General features: G+C 67.0%; 20 protein-coding genes and 1 pseudogene. 10 read left to right on the forward strand and 11 right to left on the reverse strand.

The features are described 5' to 3' along the window. Positions 1-93: 93 nt before the first annotated feature. Positions 94-1,173: an IS630 family transposase gene (locus ACVWYO_RS01760; RefSeq protein ID WP_457348493.1), complete on the reverse strand. Its 1,080-nt coding sequence runs from the start codon at positions 1,171-1,173 to the stop codon at positions 94-96. A gap of 474 nt (positions 1,174-1,647) precedes the next feature. Between ACVWYO_RS01760 and ACVWYO_RS01765 the strand changes: the two genes are divergently transcribed. Continuing rightward, positions 1,648-2,220, forward strand: coding sequence for a flavodoxin family protein (locus ACVWYO_RS01765; RefSeq protein ID WP_457348494.1), 573 nt, complete (start codon positions 1,648-1,650; stop codon positions 2,218-2,220). A 5-nt stretch (positions 2,221-2,225) separates the two neighbouring features. Here ACVWYO_RS01765 and ACVWYO_RS01770 read toward each other — a convergent pair whose 3' ends face one another. Both ACVWYO_RS01770 and ACVWYO_RS01775 read right to left on the reverse strand, forming a co-directional pair. Continuing rightward, positions 2,226-3,158, reverse strand: a complete 933-nt coding sequence (locus tag ACVWYO_RS01770) for an IS5 family transposase (protein ID WP_457348219.1) — start codon at positions 3,156-3,158, stop codon at positions 2,226-2,228. Between the two features lie 164 nt (positions 3,159-3,322). After that, positions 3,323-3,868: a pseudouridine synthase gene (locus tag ACVWYO_RS01775; protein ID WP_457348495.1), complete on the reverse strand. Its 546-nt coding sequence runs from the start codon at positions 3,866-3,868 to the stop codon at positions 3,323-3,325. Positions 3,869-3,980: 112 nt separating this feature from the next. Between ACVWYO_RS01775 and ACVWYO_RS01780 the strand changes: the two genes are divergently transcribed. Continuing rightward, the gene (locus ACVWYO_RS01780; RefSeq protein ID WP_457348496.1) at positions 3,981-4,430 is read left to right on the forward strand and encodes a hypothetical protein; all 450 of its coding nucleotides are present in this window, start codon (positions 3,981-3,983) and stop codon (positions 4,428-4,430) included. On the opposite strand, the gene ACVWYO_RS01785 is transcribed toward ACVWYO_RS01780, so the two are convergent. Continuing rightward, a complete protein-coding gene (locus ACVWYO_RS01785; protein WP_457348497.1) occupies positions 4,431-5,420 on the reverse strand; it encodes a quinone oxidoreductase family protein in 990 nt (329 codons plus the stop codon). It lies immediately after the preceding gene. Between the two features lie 112 nt (positions 5,421-5,532). Here ACVWYO_RS01785 and ACVWYO_RS01790 point away from each other — a divergent pair, with 112 nt between their 5' ends. Together ACVWYO_RS01790 and ACVWYO_RS01795 are read left to right on the forward strand one after the other, a co-directional pair. Continuing rightward, positions 5,533-6,957: an aldehyde dehydrogenase family protein gene (locus ACVWYO_RS01790; protein WP_457348498.1), complete on the forward strand. Its 1,425-nt coding sequence runs from the start codon at positions 5,533-5,535 to the stop codon at positions 6,955-6,957. Between the two features lie 7 nt (positions 6,958-6,964). Continuing rightward, the gene (locus ACVWYO_RS01795; RefSeq protein ID WP_457348499.1) at positions 6,965-7,816 is read left to right on the forward strand and encodes an ATP-grasp domain-containing protein; all 852 of its coding nucleotides are present in this window, start codon (positions 6,965-6,967) and stop codon (positions 7,814-7,816) included. On the opposite strand, the gene ACVWYO_RS01800 is transcribed toward ACVWYO_RS01795, so the two are convergent. From ACVWYO_RS01800 to ACVWYO_RS01810, 3 genes and pseudogenes are all read right to left on the reverse strand, one after another. Continuing rightward, a complete protein-coding gene (locus tag ACVWYO_RS01800; RefSeq protein ID WP_457354829.1) occupies positions 7,810-11,919 on the reverse strand; it encodes a translocation/assembly module TamB domain-containing protein in 4,110 nt (1,369 codons plus the stop codon). The genes ACVWYO_RS01795 and ACVWYO_RS01800 overlap by 7 nt on opposite strands. A gap of 98 nt (positions 11,920-12,017) precedes the next feature. Beyond that, positions 12,018-14,014 (reverse strand): annotated as a pseudogene (locus ACVWYO_RS01805) (autotransporter assembly complex protein TamA). A gap of 62 nt (positions 14,015-14,076) precedes the next feature. Then, positions 14,077-14,286 carry a hypothetical protein gene (locus ACVWYO_RS01810; protein WP_457348500.1) on the reverse strand — a complete coding sequence of 70 codons (210 nt, stop codon included), beginning with the start codon at positions 14,284-14,286 and terminating at the stop codon, positions 14,077-14,079. 184 nt (positions 14,287-14,470) lie between these two features. Here ACVWYO_RS01810 and ACVWYO_RS01815 point away from each other — a divergent pair, with 184 nt between their 5' ends. Beyond that, positions 14,471-14,653 (forward strand): hypothetical protein, encoded by a 183-nt coding sequence (locus ACVWYO_RS01815; RefSeq protein ID WP_140852555.1) that lies wholly within the window; start codon positions 14,471-14,473, stop codon positions 14,651-14,653. Here the strand turns inward: ACVWYO_RS01815 and ACVWYO_RS01820 are convergent. Further along, positions 14,650-15,279, reverse strand: coding sequence for a S24 family peptidase (locus ACVWYO_RS01820; protein WP_457348501.1), 630 nt, complete (start codon positions 15,277-15,279; stop codon positions 14,650-14,652). The genes ACVWYO_RS01815 and ACVWYO_RS01820 overlap by 4 nt on opposite strands. Before the next feature lie 91 nt (positions 15,280-15,370). Between ACVWYO_RS01820 and ACVWYO_RS01825 the strand changes: the two genes are divergently transcribed. Both ACVWYO_RS01825 and ACVWYO_RS01830 read left to right on the forward strand, forming a co-directional pair. Then, positions 15,371-15,553: a hypothetical protein gene (locus ACVWYO_RS01825; protein WP_457348502.1), complete on the forward strand. Its 183-nt coding sequence runs from the start codon at positions 15,371-15,373 to the stop codon at positions 15,551-15,553. Next, positions 15,550-15,861 carry a hypothetical protein gene (locus ACVWYO_RS01830; protein WP_457348503.1) on the forward strand — a complete coding sequence of 104 codons (312 nt, stop codon included), beginning with the start codon at positions 15,550-15,552 and terminating at the stop codon, positions 15,859-15,861. The genes ACVWYO_RS01825 and ACVWYO_RS01830 overlap by 4 nt, the downstream gene beginning before the upstream one ends. A gap of 22 nt (positions 15,862-15,883) precedes the next feature. Here ACVWYO_RS01830 and ACVWYO_RS01835 read toward each other — a convergent pair whose 3' ends face one another. After that, positions 15,884-16,720, reverse strand: a complete 837-nt coding sequence (locus ACVWYO_RS01835; RefSeq protein ID WP_457348504.1) for a hypothetical protein — start codon at positions 16,718-16,720, stop codon at positions 15,884-15,886. Next, positions 16,690-17,931: a TIGR04063 family PEP-CTERM/XrtA system glycosyltransferase gene (locus ACVWYO_RS01840; RefSeq protein WP_457348505.1), complete on the reverse strand. Its 1,242-nt coding sequence runs from the start codon at positions 17,929-17,931 to the stop codon at positions 16,690-16,692. Before ACVWYO_RS01840 ends, ACVWYO_RS01835 begins: the two co-directional genes overlap by 31 nt. Positions 17,932-18,044: 113 nt before the next feature. On the opposite strand from ACVWYO_RS01840, the gene ACVWYO_RS01845 reads away from it, so the two are divergent. Genes ACVWYO_RS01845 through ACVWYO_RS01855 form a run of 3 tightly spaced genes read left to right on the forward strand, consistent with a single transcriptional unit; the run spans position 18,045 to position 20,657 of the window. Further along, on the forward strand, positions 18,045-18,188 hold the full coding sequence (locus ACVWYO_RS01845) for a hypothetical protein (protein WP_457348506.1): 144 nt from the start codon (positions 18,045-18,047) through the stop codon (positions 18,186-18,188). Next, positions 18,181-19,542 carry a putative O-glycosylation ligase, exosortase A system-associated gene (locus tag ACVWYO_RS01850; RefSeq protein WP_457348507.1) on the forward strand — a complete coding sequence of 454 codons (1,362 nt, stop codon included), beginning with the start codon at positions 18,181-18,183 and terminating at the stop codon, positions 19,540-19,542. Before ACVWYO_RS01845 ends, ACVWYO_RS01850 begins: the two co-directional genes overlap by 8 nt. Further along, positions 19,539-20,657 (forward strand): acyltransferase family protein, encoded by a 1,119-nt coding sequence (locus ACVWYO_RS01855; protein ID WP_457348508.1) that lies wholly within the window; start codon positions 19,539-19,541, stop codon positions 20,655-20,657. Before ACVWYO_RS01850 ends, ACVWYO_RS01855 begins: the two co-directional genes overlap by 4 nt. Here the strand turns inward: ACVWYO_RS01855 and ACVWYO_RS01860 are convergent. Then, positions 20,633-21,184 (reverse strand): type 1 glutamine amidotransferase domain-containing protein, encoded by a 552-nt coding sequence (locus ACVWYO_RS01860; protein ID WP_457348509.1) that lies wholly within the window; start codon positions 21,182-21,184, stop codon positions 20,633-20,635. The two genes, ACVWYO_RS01855 and ACVWYO_RS01860, sit on opposite strands and share 25 nt — an antisense overlap. Between the last annotated feature and the right edge of the window lie 10 nt (positions 21,185-21,194).

A 21,194-nucleotide genomic window follows, 5' to 3' on the forward strand; every position in this document is an offset into this window, starting at 1 on the left:
TCTTCATTACGCCGTTCGGCGCGTAGACGACGTTTTGCCGTCTTTTCGCGAACGAAAATTCATGGTGGAGCGCTGTTATCCCGTAGCAGTAAGCTAGTGGTCCGAATCTAACACTTGGTGCCCGCGTCTGACGGCGGCGATGATTTTATCGGGGTCGGCGGTCCAGACGAAGGGCTTTGAGCTTTCGTTGTGCTCGACCAGGAAGCGGTTGATGGCGGCCTGAAGGTCGACGAGCGAATGAAACACGCCGCGTTTGAGTCGACGGTTGGTCAGCCTGGCGAAGAAGCCCTCGACGGCATTGAGCCAGGAACAGGACGTAGGCGTAAAGTGGAAGGTGAAGCGCGGGTGGCGCTCGAGCCACTCGCGAACCTTGGGGTGCTTGTGAGCGGCGTAATTGTCGAGGATCACATGGATCGCCTTGCCGGCGGGCACGCGCGCTTCGATCAGATTGAGAAAGCGGATGAATTCCTGGTGGCGGTGCCGTTGCATGTTGCGGCCGATCACGGTCCCGTCGAGGATGTTGAGCGCGGCAAAGAGCGTAGTGGTGCCGTTGCGCTTGTAATCATGGGTCATGGTGCCGGCCCGCCCCTTTTTCAGCGGCAGGCCGGGCTGGGATCGGTTGAGGGCCTGGATCTGGCTCTTCTCGTCGAACGACAGGACGATCGCGTGGGCGGGCGGCGCGACATAAAGGCCCACGACATCGCGAAGCTTGTCGATAAACTCGGGATCATTGGACAGCTTGAACTGCCGAACGCGGTGAGGCTGGAGGCCGTGGGCGCGCCAGATCCGGTGAACCGAACTGGCGCTGATGTCGGCTTCGCGGGCCATCAGCGAGGCTGTCCAATGGGTCGTCTCACCCGGCGGCGCCTCATGCGTCCGGCTCGCTACCCATGCGACAACCTCCGCGGTTAGGGGAGGGATGCGCGACGGACGGGTCTTGTCGCGCAGCAGCCCCTCCACCCCTTCCTGCATGAACCGCTCCTGCCAGCGCCACACGCATGTCTTCGATGTGGCCGTCCGCCGCATGATCTCGCTGGTGCCGATCCCCTCGGCGCTCAAAAGCACGATCTTGGCGCGCCAGACGTGCTTTTGGGGCGCGTTACGATCCTTGCAGATCCGCTCGAGACGCTCTCGGTCCGCCGACGCAAGGTCGATGATTATACCACTTCGCATCCCCGATGACTCGCACGGCAAAACGGCGACGGGAATCCCTAATCGGACTCAACTGTCAGGCGATAACCACTAGGTCCGAACGAAAAGGCCGCTTAGGCTACCTCGACAACAAAAGCGGCTGAGCCGCAATTTACCAAGAGCGGACACCGGCCCGGCGGCGGATCTCTCTTATTCCCCGACCACAAACTCGCGCTGTCCTACATGTGGGAATTACGCCATAGGACCTTCTGTTCTTTCTAATCGTCGGTCCCAGCCCACCGCCCGAAAAAACCGGGCAGGCCGTGGAATATCTGCACCAACCGCCGATCATCACAAAATTGGAAACAATCGCAAAAGTAAACACCACGTCCAGGGGTCAATCGAGTCAACCACCGCACGGTTCGTCGCACTAACGCACCCCACACGGTCTCCCACCCCCGTGGAGAAAATCCCCCCGCCCCGCGTTCCTCCCCCAACCCCCCGGGAGACCCGCAAATGCCGCTCAAAGCCATCGCCATCAACTGCACGCTCAAGGCCGACGCCAGCGAAGCCTCCTCGACCGACGTGATGATCGGCCTGCTCAAGACCGCCTTCGCCGAGCGCGACGTCGAGCTGACCGAGACGATCCGCATCGCCGCGCACGACGTGAAGCCCGGCGTCAGCTCGGACGAAGGCGATGGCGACGCCTGGCCCGCGATCCGCGCGAAAATCCTCGCCGCCGACATCCTCGTCTTCGGCGGCCCCGTCTGGATGGGCCAACTCGGCAGCGTCGCCAAGCGTGTGCTCGAGCGGATGGACGCCTTTCTCGGCGAGACCGACGAGCAGGGCCGGATGCCGAGCTACTCGAAGGTCGCGGTCGCGGCGATCGTCGGCAATGAAGACGGCGCGCATTTCTCGACCGCGCAGCTGTTCCAGTCGCTCAACGACACCGGCTGGACGATCCCCGCGGTCGGTGCGGTCTATTGGGTCGGCGAGGCCTATGGCTCGGTCGACTTCAAGGATCTGAAGGAGACGCCCGAGAGGCTTTGTTGCATAATTACGCGAGAGCATGACCGACGTTTTACTTGAAGATGTTATTGGATGCGGACGGTCACCGGCGTTCCTATTTCGGAGAACCGATTGAGAATTGCAGCACGGACTTTGAGCTCGGTAATCTGACGATCGAAGGTGCGGGCGACAACGCGCTGGCCCAGGAGTTTGAAGCAGTGCATTTTGGTCTCGACCAGACTGCGGCGATGATAGCCGCTCCACTTTTTCCAGATTGCGCGACCAAGCCGCTTTGTCGCGCGTAGCGCTCCATTGCGTGCATCGACGCCGGGACCGCCTTCTGCCCATGGTTGCCCGTTGCGGCGGACCGGGATGACCGCATCGGCACCGCGCCCGGCAATAGCGGCATGGCAGTCCCTGGTATCATAAGCGCCATCTCCGCCGACGCTGAGTATCCGCTCGTCTCCGGGAATTTGCGCCAGGAGAACGGGCAGCGTCGGTGCGTCACCAATGGCATTCGTCGTGACCTCAATGGCCCGGATATCCAGCGTCCCAGCATCAATCCCGAGATGCACCTTGCGCCACTGGCGACGGTAGGACGGTCCGTGTTTGCGCGTCTTCCACTCGCCTTCTCCCGTCATTTTGATCCCGGTGCTGTCGACCAGCAGGTGCAGTCCGCCCGAGCTGATCCGCCCGCCGAGGTTGACCTTCAACGTCTTCTGCCGTCGGCACAGCGTCGTATAATCCGGCACCGACCAATCCAGCCCCGCCATTTTGATCAGGCTCGAAACCAACCCCGTCACTTGCCGCAAAGGCAGGTTGAACAGCGTCTTCAGCGTCAGGCACAGCTCTATCGCGCTGTCTGAAAACCGCATCGGGCGACCAGGGCGACCACACGGCTTCGAAAGCCAGTGCATCTCCGGATCAAACCATATTTCCAGCGACCCACGCCGCTTCAGCGCCGCATTATACTCAGGCCAGTTCGTCGTACGATACACAGGTGCGGCAGGTTTGGGCATTACGCCTATCTATACCGCTCGATTCCCTGCGTGAATCCCCGCCATCAGTTTTGCAACAAAGCCCGCCCGAGATGGTCGCCAAGACCGTCAAGATGGTCGCGGGCAATGCGGCGCATCTGGCGGGCCTGCTCAAGGCGACGCCCTACCCGGGCTGACCTCGCGGGTCAGCCGGGGAATGGCAGGTCGCGCCACTCCCCCGGCGCGATCCCGTCGAGCGACCAGTCGCCGATCCGCCAGCGCACCAGCCGCAACGTCGGATGGCCGACCGCCGCGGTCATCCGGCGGACCTGGCGGTTGCGGCCCTCGCGGATCGTCAGCTCGATCCAGCAATCGGGCACGCTCTTGCGGAAGCGCACCGGCGGATCGCGCGGCCACAACGCGGGCGGATCGATCCGCCTGGCTTCGGCGGGAAGCGTCACCCCGTCGGTGAGCCGCACGCCCGCGCGCAACCGGTCGAGCGCGGCGGCGTCGGGCTCGCCCTCGATCTGGACGAGATAGGTCTTGGGCAGCTTGAAACGCGGGTCGGCGATCCGCGCCTGCAATCGCCCGTCGTCGGTCAGCAGCAGCAGCCCCTCGCTGTCGCGGTCGAGTCGCCCGGCGGGGTAGACGTGCGGGACGGCGACGAAATCGGACAATGTTCGCCGCACTGCGGAATTATTTGCATCGGTGAATTGCGACAGGACGTCGTAGGGTTTGTTAAGCGCGATCAAGCGCGTACCGACCGCGACCGGCTTGCGTTCGGGACGAGGCGCCGGTCGCGGCGACGGTCGCGCCCGCGCGCCGGTGGTAAATTTTTCAGACTTTGGCGGCACACTTCGCCTTATGAGCACCAACCACCCGCTTGACCAGTTCCATCGGCTGCATGCCGACGTGCTGACCCTGCTCGATCGGGCAAAGCCGTATCTGAGCGGCCGCGAGGCCGGCGCCTGCGTCGTGCTCACGCCGTTCCGCGACGAACTGACCGCGGCGCTGCATGCGCTCGACGCCTATACCCAGCGCGCGCTGTTCGGCCCGATCCTGACGGCGGGCGGGCCGGACGTCGCGACGGTGTGCACGCTCAAGGCCGAATATATCAAGCTCGGCTTCGACTATCAGGTCTATCAGCGCAAATGGGCCGGCGTCGACATCAACGCGCACTGGGCGGAATATCGCCTCGCCGGGCTGGCGATGATGCGGCACATGCGCGAGCGGATCGGCGCGCTCGACGTGGCGATCAGCGCGCTGTGCGAGCGGCACTTTGATGCGGTCCGCGACCCCGTCACGGTCGATTGATCACACCGTCAGGACGCTCGCCCCGCGCGTCTCGCCGGACTCGAGCGCACGGTGCGCCGCCGCCGCATCCTCGAGCGCGAAGGTCTGGCCGATCTCGGGCGTGATCGCGCCGCTGCGCAGCATCGCGAACAGCCGCTCGGTTCCGGCCTCGCGTTCCGCCGGCGTCGCGTAATAACTGAACAGCGTCGGCCGCGTGACGAACAGCGAGCCCTTGGCCGCGAGTATGCCGAGATCGACGTCCGTGACCTTGCCGCCGGCATTGCCATAGCTGACGATCAACCCGCGCGGTGCCGCGCTTGCGAGCGACGCTTCCCACGTCGCCATGCCGACCCCGTCGAGGATGACCGGCACGCCCTTCCCGTCCGTGATCGCGCGCACACGCGCGGCGATGTCCTCGTGTTTGTGAAGAATGACATGATCGGCGCCCGCGGCCGTGGCGTGCGCGGCCTTGGCCGCGCTTCCGGCGGTCCCGATCACTGTCGCGCCGATCGCCTTGAGCCAGCCGACGAGCAGATGCCCGACACCCCCCGCTGCCGCATGGACGAGCACGGTCTGCCCCGCCTCGACCTTGGCGCAGCGCTCGACCAGGAATTCGGTGGTGCAGCCTTTGAGGAGCAGCGCGGCGGCGGTCCGGTCGTCGACATCGTCGGGCAAGCGCAACAGGCTGGCAGCCGTGACGTTGCGCGCCGTCGCATAGGCGCCGAGCGCCGGGCCGAAGGTGCCGACACGATCGCCGGGTGCGAAGCCCGTGACGCCCTCCCCGACCGCCTCGACCACCCCAGCCGCTTCCGAGCCGAGCCCGCTCGGCAACTTGGCGGGATAGACGCCGGTGCGATAATAGACGTCGATATAGTTGAGCCCGACCGCGGTATTGCGCATCCGCACTTCGCCCGGGGCCGGATCGGGCAGGTCCACGTCGACCCATTCGATCACCTCGGGTCCGCCCGTCCGTTCGAACCTGGCGGCGCGTGCGCGATTGGTGCTTGCCATCTCTGGTCTCCTTGGATCGGCTCAACCGGCGATCTACGTTTCGGGTTGCAACCGATCTCGCGCCACGCCATTCATCGCGCCTAGCAGAGAAACAGAAACGTGGAGAGCGGCGATGAAGAGCTATCTCAAACAGTATATCAACGGTGCCTGGGTCGAGAGCCTGGGCGGCACGCGCCATGACGTGATCGACCCCGCGACCGAGCAGCCCTGCACCGAGATCATGCTCGGCACCGCCGCCGATGTCGACGCCGCGGTCGCCGCCGCGCGGACCGCGTTCGACAGCTATTCGCAGACCACCGTCGCCGAGCGCGCGGCGTTGCTCGAGCGGATCATCGAGGAATATAAGAAGCGCATCCCCGACCTCGCCTTTGCGATCAGCAGCGAGATGGGCGCGCCGATCGGCTTCGCGACCGCTGCGCAGGTCCCCGCCGGGCTCGGGCATTTCATCGCGACGCTAAAGGCGCTCAACAGCTTCGAGTTCGAGCAGAAGCTCGGCCGCGCCAAGGTGGTGCACGAGCCGCTCGGCGTCGTCGCGATGATCACGCCGTGGAACTGGCCGCTCAACCAGGTCACCGCCAAGGTCGCGCCGGCGCTGGCGGCGGGTGACACGATGATCCTCAAGCCTTCGGAGGAATCGCCGGGCTGCGCGGTGATCCTCGCTGAGATCCTCGATGCGGCTGGTGTTCCGCCGGGCGTGTTCAACCTCGTCAACGGCGACGGCAAGGGCGTCGGCTCGGCGCTGTCGGCGCATCCCGATGTCGACATGGTGAGCTTTACCGGATCGACCCGCGCGGGCATCGCGATCGCGCAATCGGCGGCGGCGACGGTCAAGCGCGTCCATCAGGAATTGGGCGGCAAGGCGGCCAATCTCGTACTCGAGGGCGCTGATCTCGCCGCCGTCCTGCCGCCGACCGTCCAGGGCGTGCTCGCCAATGCGGGGCAGAGCTGCATCGCGCCGACGCGGCTGCTCGTCCACACCAGCCAAGTCGCCGAGGCGACCGGCATCGTCAAGGCGATGATGGAAGGCACCGAGGTCGGCGACCCGTCCGTGATGGGCGCGCATATCGGGCCGGTGGTCAACAAGGCGCAGTTCGACAAGATCCAGGGGCTGATCCAGTCGGCGATCGACGAGGGCGCGACGCTCGTCACCGGCGGCACCGGGCGGCCCGACGGGCGCAATGCCGGGTACTTCATCAAGCCGACGCTGTTCACCGACGTCACTCCCAACATGCGCATCGCGCAGGAGGAGGTGTTCGGCCCCGTCGCGACGATGATCGCCTATGACAGCGAGGACGAAGCGGTGAAGATCGCCAACGGCACGCCCTACGGCCTGTCGGCGACGATCTCGGGCGATCCCGCCAAGGCCGCCAAGGTCGCGCCGCGGCTGCGCGCCGGGCTCGTCACGATCAACTCGTGGAGCCCCGACGGCAACGCGCCGTTCGGCGGCTACAAGCAATCGGGCAATGGCCGCGAGAATGGCAAATTCGGCCTGACCGACTTCATGGAAGTGAAGACGGTGATCGGCGAGGCGGCCTGAGGCGCGCATGACACGCCGCATCGATGTGCTGATGCCGGTGAGCGGCAGTCCGTACGATGCGGCGGCGGCGGCGGCGCTCGCGCCATACCGTGTGGCGTTTGCCGCTGCGGGCATGACGCTGGTACCGCGGCCGTGGGACCTCGGCCTCGGTGACGGCGACGCGGCGCTGGCACTCTTCGCCTGGGGCTATCATTTCGATGTGGCGCGCTGGGACGCGCTGCTTGGCGCGTGGCCCGATGAACGGCCGTTGTTCAACGCGCCTGCCCTCCTCGCCTGGAACACGCGCAAGACCTATCTGCTCGAACTCGAGGCGGCGGGCATCCCGATCGTGCCTAGCCGCTTCGGCCGTGCGGACGACGCGACCGTCGCCGCCGCGTTCGATCAGTTCGGGTGCGAAGAACTGGTGGTGAAGCCGCAGATTTCGGCAGGAAGCCACGAAACGATGCGGCTGAAACGCGGCGACTCCATCCCCCCGCTCGACGATGCGATCATCCAGCCCTTCCTGCCTGCGATCGCAGAGGAAGACGAACTCTCGCTCTTCGCGATCGACGGCACGTTCAGCCACGCCGCGCGGAAGGTCGCGACCGGCGGCGACTTTCGGATCCAGCCGCAATTCGGCGGCCGTTTCAGTCGCTATGCACCCGATGTCGAGGCGCGCGGCGTGTTCGACGCGGTGCTCGCCGCGCTACCCGCGCCGCCGCTGTATGCGCGGGTCGATCTCCTCCGCCGTGCCGACGGCAAGCTCGCGCTGATAGAGGTCGAGGCGATCGAGCCCGACCTCTATCCCAACATCGCGCCCGAAGTGCCGGCGCTCCTCGCTGCCGCCCTCGCCCGCCGGATCGGTGCGCGCGCTCAATAATCCTTCGACACGCGCACGTTTGCGGTCTGGCGGCCCAGCGTCGACACCGTCGAGAGCAGCGACAGCCAGCGCGTTACCTGGAACTCGACCTGCGTCGCCGAATAGCCTGCGCCGTCGGTGACGATCTCGGCATAGAAGCGCCGCGTGATGTATTTGCCTGCCGCGACCGAGGTCTTCTGCCCGGTCGTCGGATCGGCCGAGACGATCCGCAGCCGGTCGAGCCCTGCGACACGGCGCACCGCGTTGATCGGATCGAGCCCGCCCTTGCCATTCTGCAGGGCCGCCACCGCCGAGGCCAATTGCAGCGCCTCGGGGGCCGACAGATTGGTGATGGACGTGCCGAACAGCAGCCGGGACAGCAGTTCGTCCTGCGGCAAGGCAGGCGTGCTCGAAAAGGTGATCTCGGGCTTGAGCGCGGGCCCCGTCACGTTGATCGACGCGGTCAGGCCGGTCGTATTGGCGTTGGCGACGATGTCGAGCGCAGGGTTGGCCGGCACCTCGCCCGAGAACAGGATCTTGCCGCGGTCGAGCCCGAAGGTGCGCCCGGCGAAATCGTAATTGCCGCGCACCAGATCGGCGCGCCCGGTGATCGCCGGATTATCGGGCGCCCCCGCGATCTGCAGATCGGCCGACCATTCGCTGCGCAGGCCAAGCCCGGTGACGAGCACCTGGTTGGGCGCGCGCGCATGGATCGCCAGCGTCCACGGCACCGACGGCGTCTCGTCGTCCTGGCCGCCATCGGGCAGGTTGATCTCGCGGATGTTGAGCTGCGGCAAGGCGCTGGCGGCGCTCGCCTGGCCGAGGCGATAGCGGCTCTTGTCGAGCCGGAGATTGCCCGAGATGGTGCCCCCCGCCCCGTCCGACTGGAAGCGTAGCGGCCCGGTGACGGTTGCGCCGATATCGTCGCGCGCGATCATCACGGCGTGATCGGCCTGGACCTGCAGATCGAGCCCGAGCCCGTTCTTCGCTGCGAAATCGAACACGCCGGTGCCGGTGACATGGCCGCCCTTGCCGGCGTCGGCGGCGAAGCGGTCGAGCACGAGCCGCGATCCGCCGAACCGGCCGGTGGTCTGGACATTGGTCAGCACCGTGCCGGTCGTCGTGCTCTCGATCTTCGCGCCCTTCGCCTGGACGACGCCCTTGATCTGCGGGTTGGCGACCGTCCCGCCGGCATCGGCGCCGATCGCGACCGGCCCGGTAAGGTCGAACAGCTCGATCCCCGTTAGCCGCCAGACGGTATCGGCGGGTCCGTCGTAGCGCAGCTGCGCGAACAGGCCGGCATTCTGCACGCGCTGTGCGAGATCGCCACCGCCGGGCAAGGTGAGCAGCATCTGCGCGCGGCCGACGGTCTTGCCGCCGGTCTCGGCGACGGCGCGCGCCGCGAGCCGGTCGCGCGAGAGCAGCCCCGAAATGCCGACATCGACCGGGCGCGACGACACGATCAACCCCGAGCGCGTCAGGCCGCGCACCGTCATGTCGATCTTGCCCGTCGGCGCCGCGCCGCCGCCCTGCGCGTAGGACAGGCTGCCAGAGGCGTTGCCGCCCAGCCCAAGCCCTGGATAGCCGATGTCGAGGATCGACAGCGGCATCCGCGCAACGGTCGCGGCAAGCTCGCTCGACGCCCCGGTGAAGCGTCCCGAGACCTTGGCGTCGCCCCCGGAGAAGGTCAGGTCGGTCGGCGCGAGCCGCCAGCCATCGCCATCGCGCGTCACCACCGCAGGCGTGACGAGCGTGAGCGGGCGACGGTCGAGTGTGCCCTGCGCCGACACGACATAGCGGTCGGGCGACACCCGCGTCACCGATTGGATATCGAAGGCACGACCCTGCGAACCCGCAATCGAGGCTGTGATCGTCCCCGAGCCGTCGCGCAGCTTGGCATGCGCGGCAAACCGTCCGATCACCAGCGACCGTCGGCGCAGCCCGGCACCCGTCAGGTTCGCGTCGATCGATGTGCCGGCAGGATCGAGCAACGCAACGAGGTCGAGATGTCCGCGCCGCAGGACGAAAGCGTTGGCGAGCTTCGCGGCGGTCGCGTCGAGATGCGCTTCGATCTGTTGCTTCTCCTGCACCGGACGGAACAGCAGCGTTCCCGCCAGGCCGCCACCGGCCACATCGAGCTTCCCGTCGAACCCGCCGGGAACGATCCGCAGCGGTCCCTTGGCGTGGGTGCCACTCACAGCGAGATCGGCGATCGCGATCGTCCCGTCGCCGCCCTTGGGCAACAGGATCGCACCGTTGCCGGCAAACGGCCCAAGCCGCGAATCGCCGCGTGCGGTGAAGGCGAAGCCAGCATCGGTCGGGTCGAGATGTGCGACGACGTTCGCCAGGCCCATCGCTTGGTTGGGCCGCGCGAAGACCAGGTCGAGCGTCGGATGGTCGATCTTGCCGTCAAGCTTGAGCGTCAGCGGCCCATAGGTCGTCTGCTGGCCCGTGCCCTCGAAGTGGAAAGTGCCGTCGCGGCGCCGCACGCCATTGCCGGTGATGCGAAGCTGCGGTGCGGTCAGTACGAGGGTGTTGAGATGGAGGAGCCCATCGGGCGTGCGCTCGAGCCCGGTAACGATCCGCGGCAGCCCGCCACCGAGCGAACGGAAGAAGGCGTTTTCGAGCGTGATCATCTGCGCGACGCCCTGTCCCACGACGCGCGTCCCACGCCCGCCCGGCCCCGGCACGACCGTCAGCGTCGTCTGCACGTCGACCACGCCGAGCCCCGGGATGCGATAGCGCCCGAGCCCGCCATTGATGCCGATGTCGTAGCGACCGTCGCGCAGGTCGAGCAGCAGGTTGATCCGCCCGTTCAGCTTGTCCGAGGTCAGCTTCAGGTCGTCGCCGAGCACGAGCTGCGGCGTCACGCGCAGCACGCCATCGATCGTCAGGTTGCGGAGGATGCCGCCCGCGACATCGCCGACGCCCGTCACGCGCGCCGCGGTCGCGCGGATCGGCACGAGCACGGGCTGTTTCGAGAAATGCCCACGCCCGGCTGCACGGAAATCCTCGAAGCCGGTATCGTCGAACGCGAAACGCTGCGCGGTGAGGCGATAGTCGAATGCCGCGGTTGCGAAGCGGCCGTCGAGGATCGCGCGCAGTTCGATCGCGCGGCCGGTCATGTTGGGAAAGAGCGCGTTCGGGCGCGTCAGGAAGGCATGGAGCCGAACAGTGCGGAACGCACTTTGCGCCAGGTCGATCGTACCGTCGCCGGTGACGTCGAGCGAGTCCGAGCGCAGCGACAGATTGCCCTTGAGCTGACGATCGACAAGCGTCGCAGCGCCGTGGACGAGCACGCGCGGCACCGTCAGCCGTTGAAGCTTGCCATGCGCGAGCGGTGCCGGGACGAGCACGCCCGACACCGCATAGCGCCCGGCGCGGTTGGTCAGCGCGAGATCGGCAAGCCGCGTCGTCCCGACGTCCGCCACCATGCTGCCGCGCCACGCCGCCCAGCTTCCGTTGCCGGCGATATCGAGCGCGATCGGCTTGCCGAAGCCCGAGAGCTTGGCGAGCACGCCACGCGCGGTGCCGCGCACGCGCGCCGTCGCCTCGAGCCGGTTGCGATCGGGCGCAGCATCGAGATGGAGGCGGATGTCGTCGCTCCCCGTGACGACCGCGGCGAGATCGATCAACGCGCGCCCGCGATGGACGTCGGCCCGCGCGCGCAGCCGCGCGACACGCTCGACCCCGGCGAGCGCCGGCGCGACGACGAGCCGGTCGACCGCGAGGCGGCCGATATGAATATCAAAGCTCGGCAGGATCGGACCGGGGCGCGTCGGCTTGGTCTGCGGCAGCCGCGCGAGCGAGGCGGATGCGATCCGCAAGCTGGTGATGTCGAGCCGATTGTCGAGCCAGTGGAACGGCGACCAGTCGAGCTCGGCGCGTGGTGCTGCAAAGAACACGCCGCGCGTGTCGCGCACCCGCACGTCGATCAGCGTCGCGCGCCCATAGATCGAGCCTTCGATCCGGCCAATACTGTAGCGAAGGCCGTTGGTCGGCCGGATCGCCGCGATCTGGTCGGTGAGAAAGCGGTGCCCGATGCTAGTATCGATCAGCCCAAGCGCCGCCAGCGCCAGCAGGAACAGCGATGCGACGACGACGAACACGATCCGCCCCCACACCCCATGCGGCTTGACCGTCCGCGGCGCGGAATCGTCGGGTACCGCTTCGGGGGGCACGGCTACAGGGCGCGCAATTTCGGGAGGCAGCGTGTCGTCGCTCAAAACGCCTGTCCCAGCGAGACATAGACCGCGACGCGCGGATCGCCCGGCGCGGGGTTTACGGGCGTGCCGACATCGATGCGGATCGGCCCGAAATTGGAATAATAGCGCACCCCGAGCCCCGCGCCGTAGCGGAGCGCGCCAAGGCTCGGGAGCAACCCAGTCGAGATATTGCCGCCGTCGAAAAACGGCACCACACCGAAATTGCCGAACGTCTTCACGCGCGCCTCGAGCGAGAATTCGGCGAGACTGCGGCCGCCGACCGGATCGTTATTGGGATCGCGCGGGCCGATATCCTGATAGCCATAGCCGCGCACCGACGCGCCGCCGCCGGCATAGAAGCGCCGCGACGGCGCGATCGCATCGCGCGGCGCGCCCGCAATCGTGCCGAGCCGGATCCGGCCCGCGAGGACGGTACCCTTTGCGACGCTCTTGTACGTGCTCGCATCGAATTGCAGCCGCGCATAGCCGAAGGCTTTGCCCTCGAGCGAGATTTCAGGTGAGAGAAACGCCCACTCAGGCGGAAGCCGCGCGTCGGATCGAGCAGATCGTTCGACCCGTCGTAGCTCAGCACAGTGGGCAGCGCGCCGATGAAATAGGTCCGCCGCCGCGGCGCGCCGGTGTCGATGAGGACGTCACGCTCGTCCGATGCGACGAGTTCGGCACCGAGCGACCAGGTCCATTTCTTCTGGAAGAAGATGTTGGTCTGGCGCTCGAGGCTGCCCGACAGCGACACCGTACGCGCCTGGTACGCCGTGCGCTTGACGTTCGAGGCGACCGTCTGGAAGGTCAGGATCCGATCGCGCCCGTTGAAATTGTTGCGGCGGAAGGTGACGCTCGCGGATTGCTCCTGCGTCCCGAGCACCCCTGCCAGCGTCAGGGCGCCCTCGGGTGGGAAGAGGTTGCGGTTCGTCCAGCTCAGCGCGGCACGCGCGCCTTCGCCGGTGCCATAGCCGAGCTCGCCCGCGATGGTGTGCTTGGGGGCGGGTTCGAGGCCGACCGCGATGTCGACCGTACCGGGCTCCTTGCCCTCTACCGGCGTAATCTTGACGCTCGATACCAGGCTGGTCTGGACGAGTGCCCGGCGCACATCGGCGAGCGCCGACGCATCGAACGACTGCCCGGGAACGAAGCGGGCGATATCCTGGACATGATCGGCATCGAACACCTTGCTGCCCGACGTCATGGTGATCGCCCCGAAGCGCCGAGCGCCGCCGGGAACGACCGCCAGGTCGAGCATCGCGGTATGCGCGGCGCGATCGACCACGATCTGCGGATCGCCGACGATCGCGAAGGGAAAACCGCGATCGCTGATCGTCGTGCGCAGGCTGGTCTCGGCGGCGAGCACGGCATCGACATTGACCGCGTCGCCGGGATCGAGCCCGAACGCCTTGCGCAAGGCGGGCGCCTTGTCGCCGGCGGCGTCGATCCCGGCGACGTTGACGCCCCCGAAGGTATAGAGCGTGCCGGGTTCGGCATCGAGCACCACGAGCGGCCATGCCGCCGGCTCGACGCGCGTCGCGACCCGCGCGTCGTAATAGCCTTCACCCCGCAGCAGGGTGGTTAGCAGCGTCGCATCCTCGCGCGCGCGTCGGTCGAGCTGCGCCGCGTTCGCGGGCTGGCCGTCATTGGCCCTGAGCGTCGAGAGTTGCGCGAAGCGATCGCGCAGCAGCGTGCTCGCCACATCATCGATCCCATCGATGCGATAGCTGTAGCGCGTCTCGCCGGTCATCGCAGTCGGGGTATTGGCCGTGACGGGTTCCTGCGGCGCCTTTGACAGGTCGGGCCAGTCCACCCCGAGTCCGGGCAGGGGCGCGAGCGGTGACTGCGGATCGAGCGGCAGGCTTGTCTGCGGCAACGGATCGGCGGGCGACTCGACTGGCGCCGCGACGGGGGCCCCCGCCGGACGCGTTTGCGCCACCGCGCCGGAACCGACACACCAAAGAATCCCAGCGGCCGCCCGATACGCACGCCGCCGCCCCACCGATAACGACATACGCCGTCCTAGCCCGGCTGTTTGGCGAACGACAGGGGTTTAGCGCAGGTACGGCGCCGCAATCAGTGAATCGTGCCGATCGCGCGATCGAACGAGAGCAAGGCGATCAGCCGCTCGATCTGCCGCCAGCGGCAGAAGTGGAGATAGTTGCCGAGATCGCGGCTGCGGTTGGCGCGCGTCGCCGCTTCCCGGCCCGCGTCCGCGCCGAACACTGTAATGAGATCGGTCGCATGCGTCACTTCGGTGCAATCGGCGAGATAGGGAAGATGCATGCAAGCTCCGCTCGAGACACGTCCGCCGGGACTGCGGGCATCGTCCCGCTTCACGGTCCGTGCCAGTCCGGGCAAGGTCCGGCGTAGCGCGCGAGACGAAGGTTAATGCGTGCGCGCGAGGCGCCTCACCCCTCCCAACATGGGACGCTGGCGTCCTGCCGCGGGACATGGCACAGCGTCGCGCATGATCCATTCCTCTCCGCCCCGTACCCCGCTTGCCGGCGGAGCGCTGATCGCGCTCGGTGCGATCGCCGGGACGGGGATCGGCCTGTTCTCACCACTCGGACCGACGCGTGGCTTCCTGATCGGGCTTGGGCTCGGCGTGGCGATCTCGCTCGTCATGTGGCTGCGCGACTCGCGCCGCTAGCGTAGTGCCCGCGACAGCCAGACGACCCGGCCGAGGATCTGGGCGGCCTTTGTCGTGATCGGCGGATAGGCCGGGTTGTCGCTTTCGATCAGCATCCCGCCGGTCGTCCGCGACACGCGCTTGACGAGCAGGACGCCGTCGAGCCGCAGCACGAAGATGGCGGGCATAGGCTCGATCCGCGTGTCGCGTTCGTCGATCACGATCTGGTCGCCATCGGCGATCGTCGGCAGCATCGAATCGCCGCGCGCCCGCAGCATCGCCGCATCTTTGGCCTTCAGCCGCAACGATTCGAGCAAAGCGGGGTCGAGCAGCATGGCACCCGCGCGCACCGCATCGGCGGCGAGCGCGCCGGGCCCGGCCGACGCCTCGAGATCGAGCCGCCGGATCGGCGCCATGCGCGGGATGGCCACCCCGCCAAGCTCGGCCGCATCGACGCGAAAATACGCTGCGAGCAACGCCCGGTCGCGTTCGGCAAGGTCGCGCGGCGTGCCGCGTCGGACATATTGCTGGAGATAGGCGTCGTTGCGGCGAAGCATCCGCGACAGCGCGGCATAGCTGACGCCGTTCGCGTCGATCAGCGCTGCCAGGCGCGTGCGGGGATCATCCCTGTCCATACGCCCGATCATAAGCATAGGATTTTTCCTAGACAAGTTGGAAAATAGAACAGATCGTGAACATGAAGCCATTGAGGCTGCAACGAATCACGAGGAGACCGGCATGTCGGTGTTGCAGAAGATCGACCGTTATCTGAAGGCGAGCGCCATGCCGCCGACCACGTTCGGGCGGCTCGCGGTGCGCGACCCGCGCCTGGTCCGCGATCTGCGCTGCGGGCGCGAGCCGGGAACGCGGATGGTCCGCCGGATCGAGGCATTCCTCGCCGACCAGCGAGCCGAGCGATGAGCCGCGGCCCCGATTCCGCCATCTTGCTCCAACGCGCGCTCGAACGCAGCGCCGATGCGGCTGGATGCGCCGCGGTGGCACGCGTGCTAGAGACGACGCGCTGGGCGAGCGCCACCTTTGTCGGCGCGCGACATCAGATCGCCCTCACGCTGCGCGACGATCCCGTGAGCCTGCATTGGCTGGCCGCGCTCGGTGACGCCGAGTTGACGATGCGCGGGCATCTGGTCGCCGATATCGTGACGCGCTCGACGCCACGGCGCAATGGCGAGGCGGTCGTCGCGCTCGAGGCGTTGACGGTCGAGACCTGAACGCCCGCGCCGGATGCGACGATCAGCGGTGGTCGGTCGCCAGCCGGCGCAGGCTGCTCAGACTGTCCTCGATCGTCTCGCGCGGCTGGGTTGCGCTCGGCGGCGTGTCGCGGCGGCTGACGACGCGCTCGAGCCGGTCGAGCAAGGCGTGGATCGAGTCCGAAGGGTCACTCGATCCGGTCGCCTCGCGCGGCGGACGCGCGATCGGCGTGGGGGTGCGCCGCTCGACCGCAGGCGCATCGATCGGGCCGAGCGGGAAGGTTTCGAAACGCTCGCTCGGATCGTAGGTCTGGCGACGCGGCAGCGGCAGCGGCTGGTCGACGATCGCTGCGGCGGGCGCGGTGTCGCGCAGAAAGGTCGGGTCATAGGCCGAGAGCGGCTCGTCGAGATCGACCGGCAGCGAGCGCTCGACGAGCGGCGCCATTTCGGCCGCATCGAGATGAACGGGACGGGCGCGGACTTCGAGGAACGGCGTGCCAAGATCGGTATTGGCAAACAGCGGGCGGCGCGCCGGGGCGTCGGGATGCGCGTCGGCGCGGCGCAGCACCGGAGCATCCTCATCGTTACGGGTGCGGCGGTGGAGCGCGATCGTGCGGGTGCCGAACGCCAGGAACAGCGCGAACCACGCCAGTACGCCGACCCCGCCGCCACAGAGCAACACGAGCGCGGCGCGCGCGGTATAGCCCAACGGCGGCTCGGCGGCGGAGACGACCGATGCGATGCCGCTATCGACCACCATCGACTCGAGCAAGCCGGTCGGGATCAGCGCGAACATTGCCGCGGTCAGCACCCCGATAATGGCCGCGACGAGCGGGGCCAGTGGGAGGGTCAGGCGTTGAGGATCGGAGGAGACGGCCATGCACTCTGCTCTGCCATGCTATCGGTAAGTTTTTGGTAAACGGGCGCGTAACGCGCAACGTTAACAGCCCAGTTACGCTCCGCCTCGACAAAAATACGCCCGCGTTCGCGGCGATCGTCCCAACTGCCGCGATCGGCAAGCAGATCGGCGAGCGCGCGCGCCATCGCAGCGGGGTCGCCGGGCGCGAACAGCGTCCCCGTTTCGCCATCGCGAATCAGCTCGCGATGCCCGCCGACGTCCGATGCGGCGACCAGCCGGCGTTGCGCCATCGCCTCGAGTGGCTTGAGCGGCGTCACCAGGTCGGTCAGCCGCATCTTCTTGCGCGGATAGGCCAGCACGTCGATCACGCTGTAATAGCGCTCGACCGCGCCATGCGGCACGCGCCCGACGAAATGGATCTGCGCCGCCACTGGCGATGCCGCCGCCTGCGCACGCAGCGCGGCTTCCATCGGACCGCCGCCGACGAGCACGAGATGCGCCTGCGGACGCGCGGCGACCAAAGCGGGCATCGCCGCGATCAGATCGTCGAGCCCTTCATAATCGTAGAAGCTGCCGATGAAGCCAATGACGTCCTTCCCGGTGATCCCGAGCGCTTCGGCAAGCGCGGCGTCGTGTGCCAGCGGCGTGCCGAACATCGCGAGATCGACTCCGTTGGGCGAGACGATCAACTTGCCGGGATCGATCCCGCGCGCGATCAGGTCGTCGCGCAGCCCCTCGCAGATTACCGCCACCGCATCGGCGCGCCTGACCGCCCAGGTCTCGAGCGCACGCGTCGCACGATAGCGCAGCGAGCCCTCGCGGCCCGTCCCGTTGCCGACCGACGCGTCCTCCCAAAAGGCGCGGATCTCATAGACCAGCGGCAGCTTGTATTTGCCGGCGACGCGCAGGCCGGCGAGCGCATCGAGCACGGGCGAATGCGCGTGGAGGATGTCGGGCTTGAACCGTTCGACAACCTCGCCGATTCGTCGCGCGAACGCCGCGATCTCGCGCAGCTCCCCGAACGGCGCCGGCAAGCGCTTCACCGCGGCGGTGCGGAAAAAGTCGATGCCATCGACGCTCTCCTCCAGCGCTCGCGGCGACGCCTGCCGCGGCCCGGTCACTGCAGCAACGGTCCAGCCGCGCTGCATCTGGCTTTTCAGGATCGCGCGGGTGCGGAAGGTGTAGCCGCTCTGCAACGGCAGGCCGTGATCCAGAAGATGGAGAATGCGCATGCTATCGCCCTAACGCATGAGTGCTTAACGGAGCCTCAACCCCACACCCGTAGAACGGCCTGAACCCCGCAGCGATAGGGCGGGTACGGGCTTTGCGAAAGGAGCGCGACGGCATGATCGACAATCTCGCGCTGGCGATCAGCCACGGCCTGATCGCGCTGACAATCTGGCGGCTGCTGCGCCGCCCCGATCTCGACCGCGAAACCGTGCCCGGCGAAGCGCCCGTCCGCAAGCGGAAGGGCCGCCCGCTTGCGTGATCTCGTCTTCGTCGCCTTCCTCGCCGCCTTCTTCGCGGCGGGGTTTCGTCGGCCGTTCATCTTCGTCCTCGCCTATGTCTATATCGACGTCGTCGCGCCGCAGCGGCTGACCTACGTGCTGCTCAACAGCGTGCCCGTTTCGCTGATCGCGGTCGTGCTCGCGGTCGGCGGATGGCTCGTCGCCGACGACAAGACCGGCACACGCTTCACGCCGCGGCAGGGAATGATCGTCCTGCTGATGGTCTATTGCTATTGCACCACACTCACCGCCGATTTCCCGGTCGAGGCGCTCGATAAATGGGGGTGGGTATGGAAGTGCCTGGCGTTCGCCGCCTTCCTCCCCTTCACGCTGCGCACCAAGCTCCGGATCGAATCGCTGCTGCTGGTGATGGTCGCCTCGGCAGCGTCGATCATCATTGTCGGCGGGATCAAGACGATCGCCAGCGGCGGCGGTGGCTATGGCTCGCTCAACCTGATGGTGTCGAACAATTCGGGCCTGTACGAGGGATCGACGATCTCGACCGTTGCGGTCGCGATCATCCCCTTGATCCTGTGGTTCACGCGCCACGGCACGATCTTTCCGCCCGACTGGAAGGTGAAGGGCTTTTGCTATGCGCTCGTCTTTTCCTGCCTGTTGATCCCGGTGGGCACCTCGACGCGCACCGGGCTGCTCTGCATTGGCCTGGTCGCCTTGCTGATGCTGCGCGATGCCAAGCGCAAGGTGCTGTATCTGTGCCTGCTCGGCGCGGCGGGGATGATCGCGGTGCCGTTCCTGCCGTCTGCCTTCACCGACCGGATGAGCACGATCAAGACCTATAGGGGCGACGAATCGGCCTCAACGCGGATCGCTGTTTGGGGCTGGACTTGGGAATATGCGAAGGAGCATCCGCTGGGCGGCGGGTTCGAAATGTATCGCCAGAACAAGATCCGCTACGACACAGAACGCGTCGAGGGCAGCGCCGAGAATGCGACCGTCGATCGCCATCTGACGGTCGACCAGGCGCGCGCGTTTCATAGCGCGTATTTCGAGATGCTCGGCGAGCAGGGCTTTCCGGGACTGATCCTGTGGCTGTCGATCAGCCTGATCGGCATCTTCCGCATGGAGGTGCTGCGCCATCGCTATCGCAAGGGCGCGGTCGACATGGCGTGGGTCACGCCGCTCGCCGGCGCGTTGCAATCGGCGCATATCGTCTATCTGCTCGGCGCGGCGTTCATCGGCATCGCATTCCAGCCGTTCGTCTATATGCTGATCGGCGCGCAGATCGGGCTCGATACCTATCTTGCGCGCAAGCGGGCCGGACAGCCGTGGAAGCCGCGCCGGGCGATGCGGGCGGCTGAACCTGCAGCCGCATGATGACCTCGCTGTCCCCTGCCCCGCGCCGCCACGAACTGCGCGCGCTGACCGGGATGCGCGGGATCGCCGCGTGGTTCGTCGTCCTGTTCCATATCCGGATTTCACTCGACTGGTTGCCGCCGACGGTGCTGGCCGTCTTCGCCAAGGGCTATCTGGCGGTCGATTTCTTCTTCCTGCTGTCGGGCTTCGTCATCTGGCTGAGCTGGAGCGCGCGACTCCGGCGCGGTGGTCTTGGCGCCGTGCCGGGGTTCCTGTGGCGCCGGCTGGCGCGAATCTGGCCGCTCCACATCGTCATGCTGGGCGCGACCGTCGCGCTCGTCCTCGCGCTCGCCGCGACGGGGCGGCACGATGCCGGGCATTATCCCTATGCCGAACTGCCGCTGCACGTCGCGCTGCTGCAGACCTGGGGGTTTACCGACCATCTCGCCTGGAACGACCCGAGCTGGTCGATCAGTACCGAATGGGCTGCCTATCTGCTCTTTCCGCTCATCGCCTTCGCCCTCGACTGGCGGCGCGTGCCGAGCTGGGTGGTCATCGCGATGATCGTCGCTTTGCTGGCGCTGCTGCATGTCGCGATGGCGGGGGCACCGACGCTCGGCACCGACATCTGGATCTTCGGGCTGCGCCGCTGCCTGATCGAGTTCACGGTCGGCGGCGCGCTGTGTTCGCTGTGGGAGCGGTGGCGCGATGCGCCGCTCGTCCCCGCGCTCGTGGCGATCGGCTGTGCGCTCGTGGCATTTGCCGCGAAGCTGTCCGGCGAGCCTGAGACGCTCACCGTCCCCGCCGCGTTCGCCGCCGGCTTGCTCGCGCTCGCTTTGACCTCGGAAGTGCGCGGCAACCCGCTCGACATCCCGGCGCTGCACTATCTCGGCGAGATCAGCTACGCGACTTATCTCAGCCACTTCCTGCTGTTCGTCATCGTCAAGCTCGCCTTGATCGACGACGTCCAGGGAATCCCGCCGGTCCTGATCGCGCTGTATCTTCTGCTAGTGCTGGGAACGTCGGTGGCGCTCCACCATCTGGTCGAGCGCCCCGCACAGGATTGGATGAACCGTCTCCCCGCCCACCTGAGGCGGGCGGGGAGCGCGGGTCAGGCCGCTTCGAGCTCTTCCTGAAGCGCCTCGAGGATCGCCTTGTTGAAGGCGGGGATGTCGTCGGGCTTGCGGCTGGTGATGAACGGGCCGTCGATCACGACCGCTTCATCGACCACGTCTGCGCCGGCATTGGCGAGATCGGTGCGCACCGAGGGCCAACTCGTCATGCGACGGCCATCGACGACATCGGCCTCGATCAGCAGCCATGGCGCATGGCAGATCGCGGCGATCAGCTTCTCGTCATCGGCGAATTCCTCGATGATCTCGATCGCGCGGTCGTTCATCCGCAGCGTGTCGGGGTTGGCGACGCCACCCGGCAGCAGCAGCGCGGTGTAATCCTCGGTGTCGACGTCATCGAGCAAAATGTCGGGCGTGATCGTGTCGCCCTTCTCGTCGTGGTTCATGCCCTGGATCGGATCGGTCTTGTCCGAGGCGAGCGTCACCTTGACGCCGGCGTCGAGCAGCGCCTGGCGGGGTTGAAAGAGTTCGACCTGCTCGAAACCATCGGTTGCGAGAATGAGCACGTGGGCAGTTGAAAGATCGGCCATGATGGGTCTC

Source organism: Sphingomonas sp. UYP23 (assembly GCF_054059235.1).

Bases quoted from the DNA above. Each gene is read 5' to 3' on its own strand.
- ACVWYO_RS01830 (WP_457348503.1), top strand. From the start codon at position 15,550: ATGAGCCGCGGCCCCGATTCCGCCATCTTGCTCCAACGCGCGCTCGAA.
- ACVWYO_RS01765 (WP_457348494.1), top strand. From the start codon at position 1,648: ATGCCGCTCAAAGCCATCGCCATCAACTGCACGCTCAAGGCCGACGCC.
- ACVWYO_RS01810 (WP_457348500.1), bottom strand. From the start codon at position 14,286: ATGCATCTTCCCTATCTCGCCGATTGCACCGAAGTGACGCATGCGACC.
- ACVWYO_RS01785 (WP_457348497.1), bottom strand. From the start codon at position 5,420: ATGGCAAGCACCAATCGCGCACGCGCCGCCAGGTTCGAACGGACGGGC.
- ACVWYO_RS01760 (WP_457348493.1), bottom strand. From the start codon at position 1,173: ATGCGAAGTGGTATAATCATCGACCTTGCGTCGGCGGACCGAGAGCGT.
- ACVWYO_RS01795 (WP_457348499.1), top strand. From the start codon at position 6,965: ATGACACGCCGCATCGATGTGCTGATGCCGGTGAGCGGCAGTCCGTAC.
- ACVWYO_RS01835 (WP_457348504.1), bottom strand. From the start codon at position 16,720: ATGGCCGTCTCCTCCGATCCTCAACGCCTGACCCTCCCACTGGCCCCG.
- ACVWYO_RS01860 (WP_457348509.1), bottom strand. From the start codon at position 21,184: ATGGCCGATCTTTCAACTGCCCACGTGCTCATTCTCGCAACCGATGGT.
- ACVWYO_RS01840 (WP_457348505.1), bottom strand. From the start codon at position 17,931: ATGCGCATTCTCCATCTTCTGGATCACGGCCTGCCGTTGCAGAGCGGC.
- ACVWYO_RS01845 (WP_457348506.1), top strand. From the start codon at position 18,045: ATGATCGACAATCTCGCGCTGGCGATCAGCCACGGCCTGATCGCGCTG.
- ACVWYO_RS01770 (WP_457348219.1), bottom strand. From the start codon at position 3,158: ATGCCCAAACCTGCCGCACCTGTGTATCGTACGACGAACTGGCCTGAG.
- ACVWYO_RS01790 (WP_457348498.1), top strand. From the start codon at position 5,533: ATGAAGAGCTATCTCAAACAGTATATCAACGGTGCCTGGGTCGAGAGC.
- ACVWYO_RS01825 (WP_457348502.1), top strand. From the start codon at position 15,371: ATGTCGGTGTTGCAGAAGATCGACCGTTATCTGAAGGCGAGCGCCATG.
- ACVWYO_RS01815 (WP_140852555.1), top strand. From the start codon at position 14,471: ATGATCCATTCCTCTCCGCCCCGTACCCCGCTTGCCGGCGGAGCGCTG.
- ACVWYO_RS01855 (WP_457348508.1), top strand. From the start codon at position 19,539: ATGATGACCTCGCTGTCCCCTGCCCCGCGCCGCCACGAACTGCGCGCG.
- ACVWYO_RS01820 (WP_457348501.1), bottom strand. From the start codon at position 15,279: ATGATCGGGCGTATGGACAGGGATGATCCCCGCACGCGCCTGGCAGCG.
- ACVWYO_RS01780 (WP_457348496.1), top strand. From the start codon at position 3,981: ATGAGCACCAACCACCCGCTTGACCAGTTCCATCGGCTGCATGCCGAC.